Source organism: Rhizobium sp. UFLA01-1127 (assembly GCF_059803845.1).
The window spans coordinates 51,576-66,008 of record NZ_JAUQTZ010000001.1 but is presented as its reverse complement, the minus strand read 5'-3'; the positions used below and the strand labels follow the sequence as shown (position 1 = coordinate 66,008).

General features: G+C 61.5%; 12 protein-coding genes. 7 read left to right on the top strand and 5 right to left on the bottom strand.

All coding sequences use genetic code 11. The features are described 5' to 3' along the window. The first annotated feature begins 34 nt into the window (after window positions 1–34). The 4 genes from Q4Q11_RS00295 to dxs all read left to right on the top strand — a co-directional run bounded on the left by Q4Q11_RS00295 (window position 35) and on the right by dxs (window position 4,280). The gene (locus Q4Q11_RS00295) at window positions 35–976 is read left to right on the top strand and encodes a histone deacetylase family protein (RefSeq protein WP_498568203.1); all 942 of its coding nucleotides are present in this window, start codon (window positions 35–37) and stop codon (window positions 974–976) included. A 2-nt stretch (window positions 977–978) separates the two neighbouring features. Beyond that, a complete protein-coding gene (locus Q4Q11_RS00290) occupies window positions 979–1,230 on the top strand; it encodes an exodeoxyribonuclease VII small subunit (RefSeq protein WP_069613731.1) in 252 nt (83 codons plus the stop codon). Between the two features lie 84 nt (window positions 1,231–1,314). Beyond that, window positions 1,315–2,238, top strand: a complete 924-nt coding sequence (locus Q4Q11_RS00285) for a pirin family protein (protein WP_112512332.1) — start codon at window positions 1,315–1,317, stop codon at window positions 2,236–2,238. 125 nt (window positions 2,239–2,363) lie between these two features. Next, on the top strand, window positions 2,364–4,280 hold the full coding sequence (gene dxs, locus Q4Q11_RS00280; protein WP_112512333.1) for a 1-deoxy-D-xylulose-5-phosphate synthase: 1,917 nt from the start codon (window positions 2,364–2,366) through the stop codon (window positions 4,278–4,280). 146 nt (window positions 4,281–4,426) lie between these two features. Here dxs and Q4Q11_RS00275 read toward each other — a convergent pair whose 3' ends face one another. Together Q4Q11_RS00275 and Q4Q11_RS00270 are read right to left on the bottom strand one after the other, a co-directional pair. Next, entirely contained in the window at window positions 4,427–6,373 is a 1,947-nt protein-coding gene (locus Q4Q11_RS00275) for a methyl-accepting chemotaxis protein (RefSeq protein WP_112512334.1), read from the bottom strand. 311 nt (window positions 6,374–6,684) lie between these two features. Then, entirely contained in the window at window positions 6,685–7,692 is a 1,008-nt protein-coding gene (locus Q4Q11_RS00270; protein WP_498568202.1) for a DUF4424 domain-containing protein, read from the bottom strand. Between the two features lie 110 nt (window positions 7,693–7,802). Between Q4Q11_RS00270 and Q4Q11_RS00265 the strand changes: the two genes are divergently transcribed. Together Q4Q11_RS00265 and Q4Q11_RS00260 are read left to right on the top strand one after the other, a co-directional pair. Further along, on the top strand, window positions 7,803–8,543 hold the full coding sequence (locus tag Q4Q11_RS00265) for a TlyA family RNA methyltransferase (protein WP_498568201.1): 741 nt from the start codon (window positions 7,803–7,805) through the stop codon (window positions 8,541–8,543). Continuing rightward, a complete protein-coding gene (locus Q4Q11_RS00260) occupies window positions 8,540–9,790 on the top strand; it encodes a class I SAM-dependent RNA methyltransferase (protein ID WP_498568200.1) in 1,251 nt (416 codons plus the stop codon). Before Q4Q11_RS00265 ends, Q4Q11_RS00260 begins: the two co-directional genes overlap by 4 nt. 4 nt (window positions 9,791–9,794) lie before the next feature. Here Q4Q11_RS00260 and Q4Q11_RS00255 read toward each other — a convergent pair whose 3' ends face one another. Further along, window positions 9,795–10,547 carry a crotonase/enoyl-CoA hydratase family protein gene (locus Q4Q11_RS00255; protein ID WP_498568199.1) on the bottom strand — a complete coding sequence of 251 codons (753 nt, stop codon included), beginning with the start codon at window positions 10,545–10,547 and terminating at the stop codon, window positions 9,795–9,797. Window positions 10,548–10,556: 9 nt separating this feature from the next. Then, window positions 10,557–12,335 carry an acyl-CoA dehydrogenase family protein gene (locus tag Q4Q11_RS00250; RefSeq protein WP_498568251.1) on the bottom strand — a complete coding sequence of 593 codons (1,779 nt, stop codon included), beginning with the start codon at window positions 12,333–12,335 and terminating at the stop codon, window positions 10,557–10,559. 288 nt (window positions 12,336–12,623) lie between these two features. Here Q4Q11_RS00250 and Q4Q11_RS00245 point away from each other — a divergent pair, with 288 nt between their 5' ends. Next, window positions 12,624–13,625, top strand: coding sequence for a transporter (locus tag Q4Q11_RS00245; RefSeq protein WP_498568250.1), 1,002 nt, complete (start codon window positions 12,624–12,626; stop codon window positions 13,623–13,625). A 179-nt stretch (window positions 13,626–13,804) separates the two neighbouring features. Here the strand turns inward: Q4Q11_RS00245 and Q4Q11_RS00240 are convergent, their stop codons facing one another. After that, entirely contained in the window at window positions 13,805–14,260 is a 456-nt protein-coding gene (locus tag Q4Q11_RS00240; RefSeq protein WP_112512339.1) for a BA14K family protein, read from the bottom strand. Window positions 14,261–14,433 lie beyond the last annotated feature (173 nt).

The following is a 14,433-nucleotide window of genomic DNA, read 5'->3' as shown; positions in this document are numbered from 1 at the left end:
AATAGGCGTCATATCCCATCTATAGATTGGTCCCATGAGCACACGTCTTTACGAACACCCGATCTTTCTTGAACATATTGTTCCGCCGGGCCACCCCGAGCGGCCGGATAGGCTGCGCTCGCTGAACATCGCGCTCGAGCATCCGAACTTCGAGCGGCTGGACCGGCGGAAGGCGCCGCCCGCTCATGAGGATGCGATCCTGCTTGCGCATCCCGAAGAGCATCTGGAATTCGTCCTGCGCTCGATGCCGGACAAAGGCGACGAGGATGAGATCGGCCAGATCGAAGCCGATACCTATGCCAGCCCGAAGACGCTCCAGGCGATCATGCACGGCGTCGGCGGTGCCATGGCGGCGGTCGACGACGTCTTTTCCGGTGCAGCAGACAATGCCTTTGTCGCTGCCCGTCCGCCGGGGCATCATGCGGAGAAGACCAAGGCCATGGGCTTCTGCTTCTTCAATAATGCCGCGATTGCCGCCCGCCATGCGCAAAAAGCCCATGGCGCCGAGCGCGTCGCCATCGTCGACTGGGACGTGCATCACGGCAACGGCACGCAGGACATCTTCTGGGACGATCCCTCCGTGCTCTTCTGCTCCACCCATCAAATGCCGCTCTATCCGGGCACGGGCAAGAAGGACGAGCGCGGCACGCACAATACCATCGTCAACGCACCGCTTTCCCCCAATACCGGCGGCGAACATTTCCGCGAGGCCTTCAAGTCGCGCGTGCTGCCGGCATTGCATGATTTTCGCCCCGATATCATCATCATCTCGGCCGGTTTCGACGCCCATCATCGCGATCCGCTGGCGCAGCTGAACCTGACCGGCGAAGATTTCGACTGGGCGACGGGGCGGCTGCTCGAAGCCGCCGATCGCAGCGCCAAGAACCGGGTCGTCAGCCTGCTCGAAGGCGGCTATGATCTGGAAGGCCTCGCCGAGTCGGCGGGGATGCATATTCTGCGCATGATGAGAGGTTGACGATGAGCGAGAACGCCAAGGCAGATGTTTCGGGCTATTCCTTCGAGAAAGCCGTGGCGGAGCTTGAGAGCATCGTAGCCCGTCTCGAACGCGGCGATGTGGCGCTGGATGAATCCATCGCCATCTATGAGCGCGGCGAAGCGCTGAAGAAGCATTGCGAGGCGCTGCTGTCGGCCGCCGAGAACCGTATCGAGAAGATCCGGCTCGACCGCGCCGGCAAGCCGCAGGGCACGGAAGCGCTGGATGGCGCCTGAGATCGGGCGGGAAAGTTTGAGTTTGGCCGATATTGCCGGTAGGTTGACCCGGTAGGTTGTGTCCCGACCGAAAGGAGAGCCGATATGTCCTTTTTCCCAGGCAACGATCCGCAGGCCGGTGACGCCTTCGCCTGCGATGCGATCGAAAACCTTATCATTCCGCGCACCAGCGACCTCGGCGGCTTCTCCGTGCGGCGCGCGCTTCCGAGCAGCCGGCGCCGGCTGGTGGGACCGTTCATCTTCTTCGATCGCATGGGTCCTGCCATTTTGCGCCCCGGTCAGGCGCTCGACGTTCGTCCGCATCCGCATATCGGCCTTTCCACCGTCACCTACCTGTTCGACGGCGAGATCCGCCATATGGACAGCCTCGGCACGGCCAAGGTGATCCGCCCGGGCGATATCAACCTGATGACGGCCGGGCGTGGCATCGTGCATTCCGAGCGCACGCCGGAGAGCCTGCGCGACCATCCGTTCTCCATGTCCGGCCTGCAGACATGGCTGGCGCTCCCCGACGACAAGGAGGAGATCGATCCTTCCTTTGCCCACACGGAAAAGGACGAATTGCCTGTCATCGCCGATGGCGGCGTGACCGGGCGCGTGGTGATCGGCGATTTCGAAGGCCTGAAGTCGCCGGTAAAGTCCTTCTCCGATACGCTCTATGTCGATCTTCAGCTGCAGCCGAACACGACGTTTCCTTTTGGAGCAGCGCATGAGGAGCGCGCGGTCTATATTCTTTCCGGTTCGCTCGTCGTCGCCGGTGATCGCTTCGAACAGGACCAGCTCCTCGTTTTCCGCCCCGGCGATGCGATTACGCTGGAGGCCGGCGAAAAAGGCTGTCATCTCATGCTTTTTGGCGGTGCAGCACTCAATTCGAAGCGCTATATCTGGTGGAATTTCGTCTCGTCCTCAAAGGAGCGGATCGAAAAAGCCAAGGAAGAATGGCGCACCGGCCGCTTCGATATCGTGCCGGGCGACGAGGAAGAGTTCATTCCCCTGCCGGAGGGCTAACGCGTTCATAACACTCCCACATGTTTCTTGTTCGGGAACACCTTGAATTCGGCGTCTTTTGTCGCAATCTGTTTTGACGTAAAGGCGGACAACCGCCCAAGAATAGCAAGAAAGAGGCTTCAGCCTTGACACAAATGCCACAGACGCCCCTGCTGGACCGGGTCCAATATCCTTCCGACCTGCGAAAGCTGGAGGACCGGGAATTGCCGCAGCTCGCCCGTGAAGTCCGCGATGAGATGATCGATGCGGTATCGCGCACCGGCGGACATCTTGGCGCCGGCCTTGGTGTCGTCGAATTGACCATTGCCATCCACAGCGTCTTCGATACGCCGAACGACCGGCTGATCTTTGACGTCGGGCATCAGTGTTATCCGCACAAGATCCTGACCGGGCGGCGCGGCCGCATCCGCACGCTGCGTCAGGAAGGCGGCCTTTCCGGTTTCACGCGCCGGGCCGAAAGCGAATATGATCCCTTCGGCGCCGCGCATTCCTCCACATCCATTTCCGCCGGTCTCGGCATGGCGGTTGCCGCCGAGCTTGATAAGACCGACCGCCGCGTGATCGCCGTCATCGGTGACGGCGCCATGTCGGCCGGCATGGCCTATGAAGCCCTGAACAATGCCGGCGCGCTCGACGCACGGCTGATCGTCATCCTCAACGACAACGATATGTCGATCGCGCCGCCGACGGGCGCCATGAGCGCCTATCTCGCCCGCCTTGCCTCCGGCCGCACCTATATGGGCTTCCGCGATTTCGGCAAGAAACTGACCGCCTATCTCGGCAAGAAGGTCGATCGCGCCATCACGCGGGCGGTCGAGCACGCACGGGGCTATGTGACCGGCGGCACCATGTTCGAGGAAATGGGCTTCTACCATATCGGGCCGATCGACGGTCATTCCTTCGAGCACCTGCTGCCGGTGCTGCGCAATGTCCGCGACAACGCGCAAGGACCGGTGCTGATCCATGTCGTGACGCAGAAGGGCAAAGGCTACCCCCCCGCCGAAGCGGCTGCCGACAAATATCATGGCGTCAACAAGTTCGACGTCATCACCGGTGCACAGACGAAGGTGAAGCCGAATGCACCGAGCTACACAAGCGTCTTTGCGGACGCTTTGGTGCAGGAGGCTGCGCTCGACGAAAAGATCGTCGGCATAACCGCCGCCATGCCGAACGGCACCGGCCTCGACAAGCTGCAGGAATTTTTCCCCAAGCGTTGCTTTGACGTCGGCATCGCCGAGCAGCATGCCGTAACTTTCGCAGCCGGCCTTGCCGCCGAAGGCTACAAGCCCTTTGCCGCGCTCTATTCCACCTTCCTGCAGCGCGCCTACGACCAAGTGGTGCATGACGTGGCGATCCAGGGCCTGCCCGTGCGCTTCCCGATCGACCGTGCCGGATTTGTCGGCGCCGATGGCCCGACGCATGCAGGTTCCTTCGACACCGCCTTTCTGGCGACCCTGCCCGGTTTCGTCGTCATGGCAGCCGCCGATGAGGCGGAACTCAAGCATATGGTGCGCACGGCCGCCGCCTATGATCTCGGCCCGATCTCCTTCCGTTATCCGCGCGGTGAAGGCGTCGGTGTCGATCTGCCGGAGCGCGGCCTGATCCTGGAAATCGGCAAGGGACGCGTGGTCAAGCAGGGCTCGACGGTCGCGCTGCTGTCTTTCGGCACGCGCTTGGCCGACAGCCTCGCGGCGGCCGAGGATCTCGATGCTGCCGGCCTGTCGACCACGGTTGCCGATGCGCGCTTTGCCAAGCCGCTCGACCACGCTCTCATCCGGCAGCTTGCCGCCCATCACGAAGTGCTGATCACGATCGAAGAAGGTTCGGTCGGCGGCTTTGGCAGCCAGGTCATGCAGTTCCTTGCCAATGAGGGTCTGCTCGACAACGGCCTGAAGATCCGCTCGCTCGTCATGCCCGATATCTGGATGGAACAGGCCAAGCCCGAAGCCATGAACGCCATGGCCGGGCTCGACCGCGCCGGCATCGTGCAGACCGTATTCAAGGCGCTCGGCCACAGCCGGATTATCGAGGCGGCAGGCTAGCCTTACCTTCTCCTCAAGGGGAGGTCGCCGCAGCACGGCGAGTGGGTTGATCTGCCGTGAAGCAGGAAGAGGCTTCGGCGTTTGTCGCCGTCACTCCTCTCCCTGGCACGATACGCAGATCCCTCCCATCAAGGGGAGGTGCTAAATCAAAATTCCTCCCAATCGTCCCGGGCAGCGGCGGCAGCCGTTGCGGTTGCCTTGCCGGCGAAAGCTTTGGCAACGGTGCGGCCGAGGGCACGGGCCGGCGATGCGGCCGGCTTCGAGCGTGCGGTCGCAACGGCTGGCCGAGCCTGCGCAACCTGCGCGGCGTCGCCGAGGCGGAACTGCCTGAGCAACTCGTTGAGGGCCGCGGCCTCGCTGGCGAGCGCATGGCTCGCCGCCGTCTGCTCCTCGACCATGGCGGCATTCTTCTGCGTACCCTGATCCATGTTGTTGACCGCCGTGTTGATCTCCTGCAGGCCAGTCGACTGTTCGCGGGTCGCAGTCACGATCGCGCCGACATGACGGTTGATCTCCTGCACTTCGGATACGATCAGTGCCAGCGCCTTGCCGGTTTCGCCGACCAGAGACACGCCTGTATTGACCTGATCGCCTGAGGTCGTGATGAGCGACTTGATTTCTTTCGCGGCGTTGGCGGAACGCTGGGCGAGTTCGCGCACCTCTTGAGCAACGACGGCAAAGCCTTTGCCGGCATCTCCGGCGCGCGCGGCCTCTACGCCGGCGTTCAGCGCCAAAAGATTGGTCTGAAACGCAATGTCATCGATGACGCTGATAATGTTGCTGATTTCGCCCGAGGACTTTTCGATCTGGTGCATGGCCGAAACGGCGTTGCGAACCACTTCGCCTGAGCGTTCCGCGCCGAGGCGGGCACGCTCGACGAGATGGCCGACATCTTCGGCGCGTTTGGCAGAGTCGCGAACCGTAATCGTCACCTGCTCCAGAGCTGCGGCGGTCTCTTCGACCGCGGCAGCCTGCTGTTCAGTGCGATGTGCCAGGTCGTCGGCGGCCGAACGGATTTCGTCGGCGCCGGCATTGATGGCGGCGGCATTTCGGCCCACGGACTGCAGGGCTGCTTCGAGCTTTTCGACGGCATTGTTGAAATCGGCGCGAACGCTGTCGAGTTGCGGAGCAAAACCGTTGCGAAGGCGGATTGCGACATTTCCGGAAGACAACGCCGAAAGGCCACCTGCAAGCGCTTCCATGGCGAAACGGATTTCACCCTCTTCACGCGCCTTCTGCTCGTCGTTCATCTGACGCTGGCGTTCGGCATCGCCACGCATGCGTTCGGTTTCACCGGCCAGACGCAGCTTCTCGATGCCCGCCTGCTTGAAGACGAGAACGGCGTCAGCCATGCGGCCGATTTCATCGCCGCGGCCGACAGCCGGCACTTCGACATCATGCTCGCCATTTGCCAGACGACCCATTGCCGCCGTCATGCCGACGATCGGGCGCACGATGATGCGTGACAGCAGCCAGGCAAGTACGGCGGCAGCGAGCGACCCGAAGATACCGCCGACGATGAGGGTGAGGCGAAGATCGCCGTTGGCATCGGCCTGCATGGCCGCCAGATCGCCTGCCTTGGCACGAGCGGCCTGCTTGATCTTCGCGGCAGCTTCGCGAAAGCCGTCAAGCTGGCCCTTGGTTTCGTTCTGACCGATCTTGACGATCTGATCGAGCGGCATCTCGGTTTCCTTGCGGGCCTTGGCCTGCGGCTCCGCGAGCTGGTGGAAATAGAGATCGGCCGCCTTTTGCATATTGTCGATCGCCTGCAAGAGATCCGGAGAACCGGCTGCGGCCTGCTTGGCGGCGTCGATGCTCTTCAACATCCGTTCGCGATTGTTGAAGATGTCGCGATAGGTGCTGTCGCTGCGCAAAAGCAGGAAGCCGCGCAGATTGACGGCCTGCTCCAGCATGGCCTGAAGCGAGTCGTCGATCAGGCTGACGAGCTGCTGCGAGCCAGCCTGTTCCGTCGCAGCTCCGGCGGAGACCTCTTCCTTGGAATAGACGAATACGGAAACACAGGCGAAAATGGCGATCAGCGCCGTGAACGTGACGGCGAGTTTGCCATTCAACGAGAGTTTTTTCGCAAACATGAGCGAGCGCCTCCTGAGCGCGGTCCTGGCGAGCATCATTGGCCGGGTCTGGGAGGAAAGCGCGGCCAACGCTCGAACAATTCAGGGAGGGCATGATTGGACGCGGGAGCGCAAAGCCTTCATGGCAGGCGGCGACCTCGAAAAGGATTGCCGCAATCGCAGGCATGAGTAGAGGCTTCGGCTTTAAATTTATTTAATTTGTACCGGCGGCTTGGCATGCCACCGGAACGTGTCCGTTTTGAACGCAGTCGCGGAAACGCTCCATCTCTTTGCTTTCACGCAAAACCGTTCGCGCTTTGGCTGGACTTGCGCTAATTCACCGTCGCGGCAGTCAGGATCAATATATCCAGATCGTGCTCAGGATAGAAATCCTGCGCCGTCATCTGGAAGGTCGTCGCTCCGATCTTCTTCACATTCTCACCGCAGAAGCTGATGTAGTTCTCCGGGCTGCCCTTATCGACCGTCAGCTCGAAACGCTTGATCGGACCGGACCAATTGGCACCCGTCGTCAGCACGTAAGATATCCAGTTTTCGGTATAGCCCCGGCCACCCTTTTCAGCCAGCACAGCAAGCTTGGCCGCCGTTTTCAGGAAGGCATCGTCGAGGCAATATTTGCTGCGATAGGCCTGCAGCTGCTGCTTCTGATAGTCTTCATCGCCGGCAAAAGTGATGGCGACGGTGCCGCCGACGCTCGGCTTGTAGCGATGCTCCACGGCGATCCTGGCCTTGGCCGGGAATTTTGTGCGCCACCAGTAGGTCGTATGCAGCGTCCACATCGGCGTCGGATGATGCTTCATGCCCTGGCCGTCATTGTCGTATTCGTCGTCGGCGATCAGGCCGCGGGCGGTCCAATCCTCGATTATGTCGACGGGCAATTTGGCGACAGCGTCCATGGTCGCCTTGCTCAGCGGCAGAAGCGGCACGCCGTGGGCTTTCAACTCATCCGTCATGTCGACGTCGGCCACCGATACGCGCTGCTGCAGGGTCGGGATGATGGCCTTGCCGTCCTGCGTCACCGTGAAGCCGAGGAAATTGTCGGATTCGACGTTTCCCGCATCGACCATGCTGTCTATGTCGCCCTTGATATCGGGCATCGGAAAGGCGACGACGCTTTCGACATCCTTGTCGGACGTATTTTCGAAGAGGTAGTCGACGCGGACTTCGGCCTGCGAAATGAACAGCTTCTCCTCAGCCATGCTGATATCGCCGGTGCGGACATAGGCGAGCCCACCCGTCCTCAGCTCCGCCATGGTGTCGTTCGCAAGAGCTGGAACCGCGAACATCGTCATTAACGCTGCATAGCCACCGATCTTTCGCATGATGCCCTCGCCCGTTGATGCCGGCGATTATCGCCGGCCGCGATCCGCCGTCAACGCCGATTCAGCATAAAAGGCTTGCAACATAACCCATTGCCCTGCATGGACAGCCTATGTCCGAACCGCAACGCCTCGACCAGCTCCTCGTCACCCTCTCCCTTTTCGCCAGCCGATCACGGGCGCGCGATGCCATTCAACGCGGCACGGTGACCGTGAACGGCAAGATCGTGACGAAGCCGGGTGCACTTTTTTCCGAAAGCGCTGATATCAGCATCGACGATCCCGCGCAGGAATACGTCTCGCGTGCGGCCTTGAAGCTGGTGGCGGCACTCGACCATTTCGGCCTCGATCCACAAGGGCAGCATTGTCTCGATGTCGGTGCATCGACGGGAGGCTTTACCGAAGTGCTGCTGCAGCGTGGCGCTTCCCATGTGACGGCGATCGACGTCGGCCACGACCAGATGCATCCGCGGATAGCGGGTGATCCGCGCGTGACCAATATCGAGGGACTGAACGCGCGCAACCTGACTGCAGCGGATATCGGGGAGCCCTTCTCCTTCGTTGTTTCCGATGTCTCCTTCATTTCGCTCAAGCTGGCACTGGCGCCGGCGCTCGCGCTTGCGGAATCCGGTTCGCGGGCGGCGCTGCTGGTGAAACCGCAATTCGAAGCGGGTCGCGATGCGATAGGCAAGGCCGGGCTTTTGAAGGACCCTTCCTCGGCTCCGGCGGTTGCGGCAGAACTCGAGCGCTGGTTTACAGACGACATGGGCTGGCAAAGCTTCGGCCTCATCGCCTCGCCGATCGCAGGCGGCGACGGCAACCAGGAATTTCTTCTCGCAGGGATCAAGCCATGAGCACCGAAACCGTCACCATCCAGAAGCTTGGCGCCCAGGGCGACGGCATCGCGCAGGGCACTGATGGCCCGATCTACGTGCCCTTCACGCTGCCGGGCGAAAGCGTTGCCATCGCGCGGGTGAAGAGCCAGGGTACGCTGATGTCGATCGCGTCCGCCTCGCCGGACCGGCAGGAGCCGCAGTGTCGACACTTCGGCCCGCACGGCGTCAACGGCGCCTGCGGCGGCTGCACCTTGCAGCATTACGCCGGCGCACCCTATCGCGCCTTCAAGCGCCAGCTGGTCGTCGACGCACTGCGCTCCAAGGGCCTCACACCCGAGGTGGACGATATCGTCGCCGCGCATCCGGGCGAGCGGCGCAGGGTGGTCTTCGCCGCGCGCAAGACCGAAAAAGATATGTTGATCGGCTTCAACCAGGCCGAAAGCCACCATATCGTCGCCATCGAGGAATGTCCCATCGCCTCGGCCGGCATCATGGCCAGGCTGCCTGCAATCAAGACGATTGCCGCCGCGATGGCCATCAACGCCGAAGCTTTCCGCATTTCCGTATTGGAGACGCAGACCGGCCTCGACCTTGCCGTCGACGGTATCAAATCGCTGTCGGACAAGCAGCGCCGCAGCACGATCGAAACCGTGCTGTCGCTTCGCGGCATCGCGCGCGTCTCGCTGAACGGCGAGATCCTGGTGGAGCCGGCAAAACCGATCATCGATTTCGGCGGCGTGCAGGTCGCACCGCCACCCGGCGCCTTCACGCAAGCGACCAGGCAGGCCGAAGATGCCATGGCCGAGCTGGTTGCGACCCATGTCGGCAAGGCGAAGCGCATCGCCGATCTCTTTGCCGGCAGCGGCACCTTCTCGCTTCGTCTGGCGCGGATCGGACGCGTGCATGTCGTGGAAGGCGAAGCCAAGCCGCTGGCGGCGCTCGACCATGCCGCGCGCAATACGCAAGGATTGAAGCCGGTCACCGTCGAGCGACGCGATCTTTTCCGCCGGCCGCTGATGACGCAGGAATTGAAGGTCTACGACGCTGTCGTCTTCGACCCGCCCCGCGCCGGCGCGGAGTTCCAGAGCAAGGAGCTTGCCCGCTCTCAAGTAAAAAAGATCGTCGCCGTCTCCTGCAACCCGCTGACGCTTGCCCGCGACCTCGCCATATTGGTCGAGGGCGGCTACCGCATCACGCTGGTGACGCCGATCGACCAATTCCTTTGGACCTCGCATGTCGAGGTGGTTGCGGCGCTGGAGAAGTAAGTCTTCAGCGCTTCATGAAAGCTTCGAAAGCCGCGCGTGCTTCGGCGCTTTTCAGCTGGGCGGCGAAATGCTCCGCTTCTTTCTGGATTCGGTCGAGGACGGCGTCCGGTGGGCCGCGCATCAGGTCACGGGCGATCCGCAGCGCCTCGGGCGGCTTGGCGGCGAGTTTGGCCGCCAGCGACAGTGTCTCGGCTTCCACCGCGTCCGGTGGCGTCACCTTCCAGATCAGGCCGGCCTCCTTGGCGTCCGCAGCGGAAAAGCCTTCGCCGAGGGCCAGCAGAGCGAAGGCGCACTGATGACCCATCACACGCGGAGCAAGCAGGCTTGAGGCCGCTTCAGGAACCAGCGCAAGATCGACAAAAGGCGTCTTGAACAGGCTGCGATCGGAGGCAACGGTCAAATCACAATGCAGGTGGATCGTCGTGCCGATGCCGATCGCCAGGCCATCGACGCCGGAGACGACAGGTTTCTTCGTGCTTGCCAGCGCGACAAGAAAATCGATGACCTCGCGCCCCATATTGCCGCTCATGGCGAAGGCTAGGAAGTCGGCGAGATCGTTGCCAGCCGAGAAGCAGCCTTGCGTACCCAGAAAGGCATGGACGCTGATATCGGGGGCAGCTTCCGCCGCCTTCAACGCATCGGTCATCGTCTGATACATGGCGCGCGTGATGGCGTTCTTTTTTTCCGGCCGGTTGAACCGGATGATCTGAACCTGCGGCGCAGTCTCTGGTCGTTGGATCAGGATATGGTCGGTCATGGCTTTTCCTTAGGCTAATGCCGCACGGGCGGCTTCAAGGCTGGGCGCGCCGGCGATCACCCGATCGGAGAGAGCGGCAGTCTCGGCCAGAAGATTTTCAGCAGCGAAGCGGCAGAGCGCGATGCGCGTGCCACCCTCTCCGTCACCCACATCGGCAAGGCCGCCCTTGGCCAGATAGGAGCCGGTCAGCACAAGGCCGAAAAGCCGCTGGTAAGGTGTGGCGCCTGCCAAGGCTTCGGCAACGGCGCCCTCCGCCTGCTTGGACAAGAGCCATTCGGTCGCCTTTTCCAGATCGGCGATTGCCGCCCGCAGCCGCGGCGCCGTCTCGCCGAAGCCTTCGAGATTGGATTTGGCGACGCTATCGGCGATCTCCCGCAATTCGGCGATAAAGCCGCGTACGTGATCGCCGTTGGCGATCGTCAGCTTGCGCGTCACCAGGTCGATGGCCTGAATGCCGTTGGTGCCTTCATAGATCGGGGCGATACGGGCGTCACGCAGCAGCCGCGCCGCACCCGTCTCTTCGATAAAGCCCATGCCGCCATGGACCTGGATGCCAAGCGAAGCGACATCGACGCCCGCATCGGTGGAGAAGGACTTGGCGATCGGCGTCAACAGCGCTGCACGCTCCTGCCAGAAGCGGGCCTTCCGCGGATCGCGATGCGACATGTCGATCGCCTCGGCACAGGCATAGCAGATGGCGCGCGAGCCCTGCGTCAGGGCTTTCATCGTCAGCAGCATGCGGGCGACATCGGGGTGCTCGATGATCGGGCTCATGCCCGATGCGGTCGCGCCCGGCGCGCGGCCCTGAGTGCGCTCTCTGGCATAGGCGATAGCCTTCTGCGTTGCCGCCTCGGCAATCGCCACGCCCTGGATGCCGACGGCGAGACGCGCATTGTTCATCATCGTGAACATGCAGGCGAGGCCTTTGTTCTCCTCACCGACGAGCCAGCCGACGGCGCCCTTCTCCTCACCATATTTGCCATCGCCATAAATCATCGTGCAGGTCGGCGAACCGTGAATGCCGAGCTTGTGTTCCAACGAATGGGCGAAATAATCGTTGCGGGCGCCGAGCGAGCCATCGTCGTTCACAAGGAATTTCGGCACAAGAAAGAGCGAAATGCCGCGCGTGCCGGCCGGCGCATCCGGCAGGCGGGCGAGAACGAAATGGATGATGTTTTCCGTCGCCTCGTGATCGCCCCAGGTAATGAAAATCTTCTGGCCGAAGAGGCGATAGGTGCCGTCGTTACTGCGTTCGGCGCGGGTGCGCAATGCCCCGACATCGGAGCCGGCATGCGGCTCGGTCAGGTTCATCGTGCCGGACCATTCGCCGGAAACGAGCTTTGCCAGATATGTCTTCTTCAGGTCATCACTGCCGTGAGCCCGCAGCGCCTCGACCGCCCCCATAGTCAGCGTCGGCGCAAGGCCGAAGGCCATCGAGGCGGAATTCCACATCTCGAGAGTCGCGATATTCAGCATATGCGGCAGGCCCTGCCCGCCGAATTCCTCGGGCGCGGTGAGGCCGTTCCAGCCCCCGGCGATCCAATCGCGATAGAGCTTCTCCCAGCCTTCCGGAAGCATCACCTTGCCGTCGACCAGCTGAGCCCCCTGGCGGTCACCGATTTCGGCGAGCGGCTCCACCTCCTCACCGGCAAATCGTCCGGCCTCCGACAGAATGGCATCGACGACATCGGCGCTGAGATCGCCGAGCATGCCTGCTTCCATGGCGCGCGCCATGCCCGCGACATGTTTCAGCGTGAACGCGATTTCTTCGACAGGCGCCTTGTACATGATGATTTCCTCCGGATCGGTGCCGGCCATGATCCGCCTCACCCGGACCATCGGCCATTTGTGGCTAGAGCTAGTTTATTTTTACGTAAACGTCAATTTTCCAGATAACAAAGATGCCTATTTCCACCCTCTCGCGAACCCGAATATCGCATACGCCTTTCGGCGCGCTGTGCGGCCGTGACATCGCCACCAATGCCCACGATTATTTCGCGAAAGCACCGACTTGCATAAACAACCGTCATGAACGAAGACTATGGCAACTGTTCAGACAATGCGAACGACACCGCCATGAACACGCTCACATTAGCCAATACGATACCCGGCTTCATCTGGGCCTATCGTCTCCGCCCCGGGGATTCCAAGGCGGAGCGACTACCTGATGATACCGATCGTTCGACGCTTTTCAGCGGCGAAGGCTTTCTCTGGCTGCATCTCAATCTCGTCGATGCGCGCGTATCGGCTTTCCTCGAGGATGCGCCCGGACTGAACGAAGCCGCTCGCACGGCTCTCACCACGCATGAGACACATGCGACGATCACCGTCGACGATCAGATGCTATTCGGCACATTGGTCGATTTTCAGCGTGACTTTGCCCATAACACGCATGATATCGGCTGGCTGCATTTTGCGCTGACCGATCGCCTGCTCATCACCAGCCGGCTGCAGCCGCTGCGCAGCCTGGACCGGGTGCGGGTGCTGATCGAGAAGAATGCGGCCCGGTTTGCGAACCCGGTGGATATTTTCGAGCTGATCGTCGTCGAATTCCAGCGCAGCCTGATCTCCGTCGTCATCGAGATCAGCGAAGAACTCAATGCCATCGAGGATTTCGTCCACGGGAATACGTCGCGCGACGAGCGCGCCAAGCTTCCGCCCATTCGCCGGACCATCGTGCGTCTGCACCGCCATCTGCGGACAGTGCTCTCGCTGATGCGCCATGCCGCCGCCTCGGATGACGAGGAAATGCCGCTCGGATTCGAAGATATCGCCGCGCGGCTGACGGGACGGCTGGAAGCGGTCGAGCATGATGTCTATGCATTGCAGGAACGGGCCAGGCTGCTGCACGAAGAAATCGATTCCAAGCTCGCCTCCGAGATCAACCGCCATCTCTACGTCCTGTCGATCATGACGGCGTTTCTGCTGCCGCCGACGCTGGTGACCGGCTTTTTCGGTATGAATACATCGGGCCTGCCGCTTGCCGGCGGCGCGGGCGGCACCAGCTATGCCGTCGGCTTCATCATCGCCTCCATGCTGCTGGCATGGTGGTTGCTGAAGCGCGTCAACATTCTCTGACAGCAGGCATGCAAAAGCCGCCCGAAGATGCCGGGCGGCTTTGCGTCTTAGCCTCGGATATGTGGTTTAGAGCATGATGCCGAAAAGTGTGATCGGTTTTCGGACGACATCATGCTCTACTTCCTTGATTCTAGAGCGGATTCAGATTTTAAGTCGAACAGACCTAAAATCATCCGGCTCTAGTAGTAGGGCGAGTAGCACTGACGGCGCGGGCCGGAATTGGGCTGGAACGTATTGTCATAAGCCCGATAGGAACGATAGCGGTCCGAGCACCATTCGACATGACGCGGGTTGATGCCGCCGGCCGGAGGCGGAGCGGCATAGTAGCGCGGCTGGCTGGCAATCGCGCCGCCGATAATGGCACCAGCGCCGAAGGCAGCCAGCGGGAACCAATAGCCGTCATGGTAGCGATAACCGCGACGATAGCCGGGATAACCACGATAGCCGCCATACCAACCCCGGCGATAGTAGCCGCCGTGACGCCACTGGACCTGTTCAATATTGGCGGGCGCGGACTTGTCCACCGACGCGATCGGCGCGGCGGGCATCTGCATGGCAAAAGACGGTGTGAAGCTCGTCAGCGCGACGGCAGCCGTAAGAGCCAATGTCGCGATTCTTGCACGGAAACCGAGCATTTTTATCTCCATTCCCTGGTTCGACTTGGGTTCAAGTCTGAAGCGTTTCACGTCGGGAATGCTCTTCGAGCAAGGTTTCTCTGCCTGCTTTGCTGCATATCCGAGTAGACGACAAGAAACGCGGCAACACGTTATTCTGTTCCTTAAATCCCTACCAATTTAAGGAGTTATGC